At 67.5% G+C, this 8560-nt stretch carries 7 protein-coding genes and 1 pseudogene; 6 read left to right on the top strand and 2 right to left on the bottom strand.

Translation table 11 applies throughout. From position 1 onward, the window contains the following. Positions 1-380 (top strand): annotated as a pseudogene (locus ACN0V4_RS21400) (heavy metal translocating P-type ATPase); the annotation flags it as partial. A 36-nt stretch (positions 381-416) separates the two neighbouring features. Here the strand turns inward: ACN0V4_RS21400 and ACN0V4_RS21395 are convergent. Both ACN0V4_RS21395 and ACN0V4_RS21390 read right to left on the bottom strand, forming a co-directional pair. After that, entirely contained in the window at positions 417-1622 is a 1206-nt protein-coding gene (locus tag ACN0V4_RS21395; RefSeq protein ID WP_417679930.1) for an NAD(P)/FAD-dependent oxidoreductase, read from the bottom strand. A 227-nt stretch (positions 1623-1849) separates the two neighbouring features. Further along, positions 1850-2833, bottom strand: coding sequence for a GlxA family transcriptional regulator (locus ACN0V4_RS21390; RefSeq protein WP_417679928.1), 984 nt, complete (start codon positions 2831-2833; stop codon positions 1850-1852). A gap of 120 nt (positions 2834-2953) precedes the next feature. Here ACN0V4_RS21390 and ACN0V4_RS21385 point away from each other — a divergent pair, with 120 nt between their 5' ends. From ACN0V4_RS21385 to ACN0V4_RS21365, 5 genes are all read left to right on the top strand, one after another. Then, on the top strand, positions 2954-4204 hold the full coding sequence (locus tag ACN0V4_RS21385) for a sarcosine oxidase subunit beta family protein (RefSeq protein WP_417679926.1): 1251 nt from the start codon (positions 2954-2956) through the stop codon (positions 4202-4204). 9 nt (positions 4205-4213) lie between these two features. Then, positions 4214-4516 carry a sarcosine oxidase subunit delta gene (locus tag ACN0V4_RS21380; RefSeq protein WP_417679924.1) on the top strand — a complete coding sequence of 101 codons (303 nt, stop codon included), beginning with the start codon at positions 4214-4216 and terminating at the stop codon, positions 4514-4516. After that, entirely contained in the window at positions 4513-7446 is a 2934-nt protein-coding gene (locus ACN0V4_RS21375) for a sarcosine oxidase subunit alpha family protein (protein ID WP_417679922.1), read from the top strand. Before ACN0V4_RS21380 ends, ACN0V4_RS21375 begins: the two co-directional genes overlap by 4 nt. Further along, positions 7439-7996, top strand: coding sequence for a sarcosine oxidase subunit gamma (locus ACN0V4_RS21370; RefSeq protein ID WP_417679920.1), 558 nt, complete (start codon positions 7439-7441; stop codon positions 7994-7996). Before ACN0V4_RS21375 ends, ACN0V4_RS21370 begins: the two co-directional genes overlap by 8 nt. Before the next feature lie 112 nt (positions 7997-8108). Beyond that, the coding region (locus ACN0V4_RS21365) for an ACT domain-containing protein (RefSeq protein WP_417679918.1) at positions 8109-8560 on the top strand (452 nt) is incomplete at its 3' end.

Genomic DNA, 8560 nt, shown 5'->3' with positions numbered 1-8560 from the left:
GGCCGGCGGGGAGGGGGCGCAGCCCCGGCGCGGTGGGGGGGGGGGGCGCGGGGGTGCCCCCCGCCCCGGCGCCGCCCCCCGCCGGTGCCGGCGGGGCGAGGGGCGCGCGCGGCCCCCCCGCCTCGGCCGAGGCGGCCGATGTGGTGCTGGTGCAGGACCGGATCGACGGGCTCGCCCCCGGGCTGGAGATCGCGCGGCGCGCCCGCGCCATCGCGATGCAAAGCGTGGTGGCCGGGATCGGCCTGTCGGTGCTGGGGATGATCGCCGCGGCCCTCGGGTGGCTGACGCCGGTCGAGGGCGCCGTGCTGCAGGAGGCGATCGACGTGGCGGTGATCCTGAACGCGCTGCGCGCGCTGCGGATCAAACCTGCCACGCCATGACGCCCCGCCTGCCACGGCAGACGGGGACGCGCGGGATCAGATGATCGCCTTTTCCAGGAAGGGGCGGCCTTCGACCACCCGCTCGTACCCGACTTCCGAGAAATCGAGCGTGCGGTATTCGCCATAGGCGATCAGCTCAGCCACCGCCCGGCCGGTCGCCGGCCCCTGTTGCAGCCCGTGGCCGGAGAAGCCGTTGGCGAAGATGAAATTCTCCACCTCCGGATGGCGGCCGACGATCATGTTGTGGTCGAGCGTGTTATAGGCGTAGTGCCCGGCCCATTGGTTGACCACCTTGATCGCCTCGAACTGCGGCGAGCGTTCGGCCAACGCCGGCCAGATCTGATCCTCGAATTCGGCATAGCGGGGCTCGAAATCGTCCCAGTCGACGGCGCGGTCGTCCTCCGGTACGCCGCCGGCGAGGAAATACTTGCCCTCAGGCCGGCACCAGACACCGGTGGGGTCGATCATCAGGGGCAACCGTCCGTCGTTCACCCTGGCGCTGCCCTCGGGCGTCTGGGCGCAGTCGAAGACGAAAAGCGTGCGCTTGCGCGGCTCGATCGGCACATCGAGCCCGGCCATCCGCGCGGTCAGCGCCGCGCGCGGCCCCGAGGCATTGACGATGGTGCCGGCCTTGACCACCTGCCCCGAGGCTAGGGTGATCGAGGTCACCCGGCCGCCATCGCGGCCGATGCCCACCACGGAATCGGTCACGTAATCGGCGCCGAGATCACGCGCCTTGTTGCGGAACCCGTACATCAGCCCGGTGTTGTTGAACCAGCCCTCGCCCGACCGCCCATAGGAGGCGAGCTGCAGATCCTCGACCCGCAGATGCGGAAAGGCCTCGGCCAGTTCGTCCCGGGTCCACAGCACCACATCGGCGCCGCAGGCGATCTGCACCTCATGCGCCTCTCTCAGCGTCTGCGCCTGCTCGGCACTGCGCGCGAGATAGAGATACCCGCCGGAATGGAAATTCAGATCGGGCTTGTCGCTGCCCACCTGCATGGTTTCGGCGAAATTGCGGATCACCTCGAGCCCGTATTGGCTGACCTTGACGTTGATCGGATTGGAATATTGCACCCGGATCCCCGAGGCGGACAGCGAGGTCGAGGCCTGCGCGTAGCTGGGGTCACGTTCGACCACCAGCACGGAGCCGTTGAAATCGGCGGATTGCATCAGGTGATAAGCGATGGAAGAGCCGATCACCGCCCCACCCACGATCACGACATCATAACGTTCTTTCATTTCTCTTCCGCCTTACCGGGAACCGGGGCGTCAGCGCCGGATCCCCAAAACACTGGGTGAACAGGGACGTGAGAGTGGTCGGATCGGCAAACGACTCAACCATTGCGCGACAAATCCGGCCCTGTCCTGCAGTATATACCCCAACTGCCCGCCCCCCGGATTGTCAACCGGCCTCGGTGGTCGCCGGCGAAACCGGGCGCACTCGGCCAATGCGGATGCGGGGCATTTCAGCGCGCGGCTTCGCGCCGCTCGGATCGTCGCGCGCCCGGCGGCATCCCATAAGCCTCGGCAAAGGCGCGGGAGAAATGCGCCGGACCGGCAAAGCCGGTGGCCTGCGCCACATCGGCCAGCGGCAGGGTGGAGCGGCGCAGAAGCTGGTCGGCCTTCTCCAGCCGGAGCTGGCGGTAAAATCCCATAACGCTCTGCCCCAGTTGCTCCTGCGCCAGGCGTTCGAGCTGCCGCGCACCGATCCCCGACAGTTGCGCCAGATCGCCAAGCTTGAGCGGATCGGCGATATGGCTGGTCATCAGATCGACCGCCGCGGCGAGCGCCGGGTGGTTCAGCCCATACTGCGCCGCCGCCCCGGCCTGCTGCGGCTCCTCCGCGGTGCGGATACCGGTGTGGATGAACCAGTCGCTGACCCGCCCGGCCAGATCGGCGCCGTGATCGCGGGCAATCAGCGCATGCATCATGTCCAAGGGCGCCATGCCGCCGGCGCAGGTAAAGCGGTCGCGGTCGATGACGAACAGCCGCCGCTCGATCAGCGCCTCGGGGTACAGCGCCCGCAGGCCTTCGGCATGTTCCCAGTGAACGGTGAACCGCCGCGCCTGCATCAGCCCCGCCCGCGCCAGGATCACCGCCCCGCCCGAGATGCCGCCCAGCGCGATCCCGCCCCGCGCCAGCCGCCTGAGCCACCCCAGCACATGCGGATCATCATAGGACAGCGGATCACCGCCAGCGACGACGAAGAGGATGTCAAACGCCGCCCCCGCCGTCTCCAACGGCTCGGTCTCGAAGGCGCCGCCGACCGAACTGCGCTGCCAGCCGCCGCGGGCCGAGAGGAAGCGCAGATCATAAAGCAGCCGCCCGCTGAGCATATTGGCCGCCCGCAGGGGCTCGACCGCCGAGGCGGCGGAGAGCAGCGCGAAATCGTCGATCAGCAGGAAACCATAGCGTTTCGGGCGTGCGGTATCGGGCGTGAGGGCGGGCATGACAGGCCTCTTTCCGGCGGATGGCCAGAGATGTCCCATTTATGTAATAATGAGTCAATTCCAGTCAAACCACCCGACGCCACCCCGTGCCACATTCTGTCCGATCAACAGGAGTTTCCGATGCGCTTTTCCGGCTTTCGCGTGTTCAAGGAGGCATTGACCGGCCACAAGGGCTGGCAGCCGCTGTGGCGCACGCCCGATCCGCAGCCCGAGTATGACATCATCATCGTCGGCGGCGGCGGTCACGGGTTGTCGACCGCCTATCATCTGGCGGCCAAGTTCGGCCTGACCCGGGTGGCGGTGTTGGAAAAGGGCTGGCTGGGCTCGGGCAACATCGGGCGCAACACCACCATCATCCGGTCGAACTACCTGCTGCCGGGGAACGAGCATTTCTATGAACTGTCGATGAAGCTCTGGGAAAACCTGGAACAGGAGACCAACTTCAACTCGATGGTCAGCCAACGCGGGATCATCAACCTGATCCACACCGACGGCCAGCGCGACTCCTATCGCCGGCGCGGCAATGCGATGATGCTGGCCGGCGCCGGGGCGCAGATGCTGGGGCGCGACGAGCTGCGCGAGATGCTGCCCTTCCTGAATTTCGACAATGCGCGCTTTCCGATCAAGGGCGGGTTGATGCAGCCCCGCGCCGGCACCGCGCGCCATGACGGCGTGGTCTGGGGCTATGCCCGCGGCGCCGACATGCGTGGCGTCGACATCATCCAGAATTGCGAGGTCACCGGCTTTAGGATCGAGAACGGCAAGGTGTTGGGGGTCGAAACCTCGCGCGGCTATATCGGTGCCAAGAAGGTCGGGGTGGCGGTCGCCGGCAACTCGGGCAAGGTCATGGCGATGGCGGGCACGCGGTTGCCGATCGAAAGCCATGTGCTGCAGGCCTTCGTCTCCGAAGGGTTGAAACCGACCATTCCGGGGGTGATCACCTTCGGCGCAGGGCATTTCTATATCAGCCAGTCGGACAAGGGCGGCCTGGTCTTCGGCGGCGATATCGACGGCTATAACTCCTATGCCCAGCGCGGCAACCTGCCGGTGATCGAGGAGGTGGCCGAGGGCGGCATGGCGCTGATGCCGATGATCGGCCGGGCGCGGCTGCTGCGCATGTGGGGCGGCATCATGGACATGACCATGGACGGCTCTCCCATCATCGACCGCACCGATATCGACGGGCTCTATTTCAACGGCGGCTGGTGTTACGGCGGCTTCAAGGCAACGCCGGCCTCGGGCTTCTGCTTTGCCCATCTGCTGGCCAAGGACGAACCGCACCCGGTGGCGGCCAAGATGCGGATGGACCGGTTCCGCACCGGCCATCTGCTGGACGAAAACGGCCGCGGCGCCCAGCCGAACCTGCACTGAGGTAAGACGATGCTGATCCCCCATCCCCTTCTCGGCCCGCGCGACGCGCAGGAGTTCACCTATCTTGGCGATGCGATGATGATCGACCGGCCCGACGGTATGGCCGAGGGCGCCGAAGCGGCCTTCTTCGATTACGTCTATCTGCGCGACAACCCCGCCGGCGTACACCGCGAGCTGTGGTTCCACGAACAGGGCGACCGCAGCTGGCTGGTCGTCACCCGCGACACCACCACCCATGAAATCCTTGGCGCCGAACTCGCGCGCGACGTGGCTCTGGCCCAATTGTCAGCCCGGAAGGGAGGTGTGAAATGACCCGGCTTTCCGGCGGTCTGATCGACCGCGACCGCAAGCTTTCCTTCACCTTCGACGGCCGGGTCTATTACGGCCATGCCGGCGATACGCTGGCCTCGGCGCTCTTGGCCAATGACGTGCGGCTGGTCGGCCGGTCGTTCAAGTACCACCGCCCGCGCGGCATCTTTACCGCTGGATCGGAGGAGCCGAACGCCCTGGTCGAACTGCGCGCCGGCGCCCGGCAGGAGCCCAACACCCGCGCCACCGTGGCCGAGCTGTTCGACGGGCTGGAAGCACGCAGCCAGAACCACATGGGGCCGCTGAACCGCGACCTGCTGGCGGTGAACGATTTCCTGTCGCCCTTCTTCGCGGCGGGCTTCTATTACAAGACCTTCATGTGGCCCAAGGCCTTCTGGGAAAAGCTCTATGAGCCGGCGATCCGCAAGGCCGCCGGTCTCGGCAGCCTGTCGATGCAGGCGGACCCCGATCAATACGACAAGGGGTTCCTGCATTGCGATCTGCTGGTGATCGGCGGCGGCGCGGCGGGACTGGTGGCGGCGCTGACGGCGGCGCGCGCTGGCGCGCAGGTGATCCTCGCCGATGAGGATTTCCGCCTGGGCGGCCGGCTGCTGGCCGAGACGCTGCAGCTCGACCATGCCCCGGCCACCGACTGGATCGCCGAGATCGAGGCGGAATTCGCCAGCCTGCCCAACCTGCGGGTGATGCGGCGCACCACCGTCTTCGGCGTCTATGATCACGGCATCTATGGCGCGGTGGAACGGGTCGCCGACCATCTGGCCACCCCCGGCGAGGGCGTGCGCCAGACGCTCTGGCGGATCACCGCCAAGCGCGCGGTGCTGGCGGCGGGGGCCACCGAACGGCACATCCCCTTTGCCAACAACGATCGCCCCGGCATCATGCTGGCCGGCGCGCTGCGCGCCTATGCCAATCGCTGGGCGGTGAGCCCCGCAAGCCGGGTGGCGATCTTCACCAATAACGACGACGGCCACCGCACCGCCCGCGATCTGATCGCCAAGGGTGTCGAGGTCGCCGGCGTGATCGACAGCCGCAAGGGCGTGCACCCGCAGGGCAGCTATCCGCTGTTCGACGGCGCCGTGGTCAGCGACAGCCGGGGCCGGCTGGGCCTGACCCGGGTCGAGGTCAGCCGCGACGGCCAGAGCCATTGGATCGACTGTGGCGCGCTCGGCGTCGCGGGCGGCTGGAACCCCAACGTGCAGCTGACCGCGCATCATCGCGGAAGGCCCACCTGGAATCCCGATCTCCTGGCCTTCGTGCCCGGCACCGACGGCCCCAGCGGGCTGATCCCGGCCGGGGCCACCGCCGGCAAGGGTGGCCTGTCTGCCGCGCTCGCCGATGGGGCGGCGGCGGCGCTCCGCGCGCTGGAGGATCTGGGCTTTGCGGTGGCGACCCCCACCCTGCCCCAGGCCGAGGACGCGCCGCTGGGCCAGGCCGAATTCTGGCATGTGCCGGGCACGAAACGCGCCTGGGTCGACATGCAGAACGATGTCACCGTCAAGGATATCAAGCTGGCGCATCAGGAGAACATGCGCCCGGTCGAGCATCTGAAACGCTGGACCACGCTGGGCATGGCGACAGATCAGGGCAAGACGGCCAATGTCACCGCCCTTGCGGTGATGGCCGAGCTGACCGGCAAGTCGATCCCGGCAACCGGCACCACGATCTTCCGCCCGCCCTATACGCCGGTCTCCCTCTCGGTGCTGGGCGGCGGCGATACCGGGGCGCATTTCCGGCCCTATCGCCTGACCCCCACCCACCATTGGGCCGAGGCCGAGGGCGCCACCTTTGTCGAGGTCGGCCAATGGATGCGGGCGCAATATTTCCCCAGGCCGGGGGAGACCCATTGGCGCCAATCGGTCGACCGCGAGGTTCTGGCGGTGCGCACCGGTGTCGGCCTGTGCGATGTCACCACGCTGGGCAAGGTCGATGTGCAGGGCGCCGATGCGGCGACCTTCCTCGACCGGCTCTATGCCAATACCATCTCGACGCTCAAGGTCGGGCGGGTGCGCTATGGGCTGATGCTGCGCGAGGACGGTTTCGCCTATGATGACGGCACCGTGGCGCGGATGGCCGAGGATCACCTCGTGGTCACCACCACCACGGCGAACGCCGGGCTGGTCTATCGGCAGATGGAATTCGCCCGCCAATGCCTCTGGCCCGATCTCGACGTACAGCTGATCTCGACCACCGACGCCTGGGCGCAGATCGCGGTGGCCGGCCCCAAGGCCCGCACCCTGCTGGAGCGCGTGGTGGACGGGACTGATCTGTCGAACGAGGCTTTCCCCTTCATGGCCTGTGCCGAGCTGACCATCTGCAACGGGCTCAGGGCGCGGCTCTTCCGCATCTCCTTCTCGGGCGAGTTGGCCTATGAGATCGCGGTGCCGGCACGCTATGGCCATGCGCTGATGCAGCGGATGATGGAGCTGGGCGAAGACCTGGGCGTCACCCCCTACGGGACCGAGGCCTTGGGTGTGCTGCGGATCGAGAAAGGCCATGCGGCGGGCAACGAGCTGAACGGCCAGACCACCGCGGCGATGATCGGCCTGGGCCGGATGGTGTCGCAGAAGAAGGACGCCTTGGGCGTGGTGATGTCCCGGCGCGAGGGGCTCGCCGGGGATCGCCGGCGGCTGGTCGGCCTCGCCCCCGAGACCAAGAGCGGCAAGGTGACCGCCGGCGCGCATCTTTTCACCGAGGGCGCCGAACAGACGATGGAGACCGATCAGGGCTGGATCACCTCGGCCTGCTATTCGCCGCATGTCGGCTCGATGATCGGGCTCGGCTATCTGGAGGATGGCGACAGCCGCCTGGGCGAGATCATCATCGCCGCCAACCCGCTTGAGGGGGAGAGCCAGCGCCTGCGCGTCGTCTCGCCCCATTTCGTCGACCCTGAAGGAGGACGCCAGCGTGTCTGACCTGAAACCGATTTCGGCGCTTGGCGCCGCGGCGCCGCGCCTGCTGACGCTGGGCGCCCTGACCATCCGGGAAAACGCGGGGCTCGGGCTTGCCTCCCTCGCGCTGCGCCGGGACGCGGCAACCCCCGCCCCCTTCGGCCTGATCCTGCCCGCCGCCGGCCATTGGGCCGAGGCGGGCAGCCACGCCGCCTTCTGGACCGGGCCCGATCAGTGGATGATCGAAGGCCAGGGCCGCGCCGAGGAGGATTTCGCCAAGGCGCTGCAGACCGAGGCGCCGGGCTGTTCCGTCACCGAACAGACCGATGGCTGGGTCGCATTCGAGATCGCTTCGGTCGCCGGCGGCGCCCCGCTGGTCCGGCTGATGGAGAAACTGGTCAATGTGGATGCGGCGGGATTCGGCCCGGGCCAGGCAACCCGGACCGGGCTGGAACATATGTCGGTGTTCCTGATCCGCCGGGCCGAAGATCGCCTCGCGATCCTCGGCATGCGCGGCCTGGCAGGCTCTCTCTGGCACGCGATCGAAACGGCGGCCGCCCGCCTCGCCGCCTGAGCGGACCGCGACCACAGCCGAACAGCCCAGGGGGGCGATGCCCCCTTGACCCCGGCGCCTGCGGTGACGCATGCCGCTGCAAAAGAAACACAGACTTCCGCGGGAGACCCCGATGATCAAATACTGCCTCACCGTGACCTGCCCCTCGACCCGGGGGATCGTCGCCGCCATCGCCAATTACCTGGCCGATCAGGGCTGCAACATCACTGACAGTTCGCAATTCGACGATCCGGAGACTGGCAAATTCTTCATGCGGGTCAGTTTCGTGTCGGAGACCGGGGCGGAGCGCGCGGCGCTGGCGGCGGGCTTTACCGACACAGCGGAAGAATTCGCGATGGACTTCGCCTTCCATGACGAGGACGTCAAGATGAAGGTGGTCATCATGGTGTCGCGCTTCGGCCATTGCCTGAACGACCTGCTCTATCGCTGGCGGATCGGCGCGCTGCCGATCGACATCGTGGCGGTGATCTCGAACCACATGGACTACCAGAAGGTCGTCGTGAACCACGACATCCCGTTCCACTGCATCAAGGTGACGAAGGAGAACAAGCCGCTGGCCGAGGC

It is taken from the genome of Pseudodonghicola sp. (assembly GCF_048268305.1).
Taxonomy (GTDB): Bacteria; Pseudomonadota; Alphaproteobacteria; order Rhodobacterales; family Rhodobacteraceae; genus Pseudodonghicola.
Note: the sequence above shows the minus strand (reverse complement) of the source record. Positions and strands in the feature narration are given on the sequence as shown.

What these genes read in the sequence shown, in the direction of transcription:
- ACN0V4_RS21395 (WP_417679930.1), bottom strand. Translation starts at nt 1,622, where the DNA reads ATGAAAGAACGTTATGATGTCGTGATCGTGGGTGGGGCGGTGATCGGC.
- ACN0V4_RS21390 (WP_417679928.1), bottom strand. Translation starts at nt 2,833, where the DNA reads ATGCCCGCCCTCACGCCCGATACCGCACGCCCGAAACGCTATGGTTTC.
- ACN0V4_RS21385 (WP_417679926.1), top strand. Translation starts at nt 2,954, where the DNA reads ATGCGCTTTTCCGGCTTTCGCGTGTTCAAGGAGGCATTGACCGGCCAC.
- ACN0V4_RS21380 (WP_417679924.1), top strand. Translation starts at nt 4,214, where the DNA reads ATGCTGATCCCCCATCCCCTTCTCGGCCCGCGCGACGCGCAGGAGTTC.
- ACN0V4_RS21375 (WP_417679922.1), top strand. Translation starts at nt 4,513, where the DNA reads ATGACCCGGCTTTCCGGCGGTCTGATCGACCGCGACCGCAAGCTTTCC.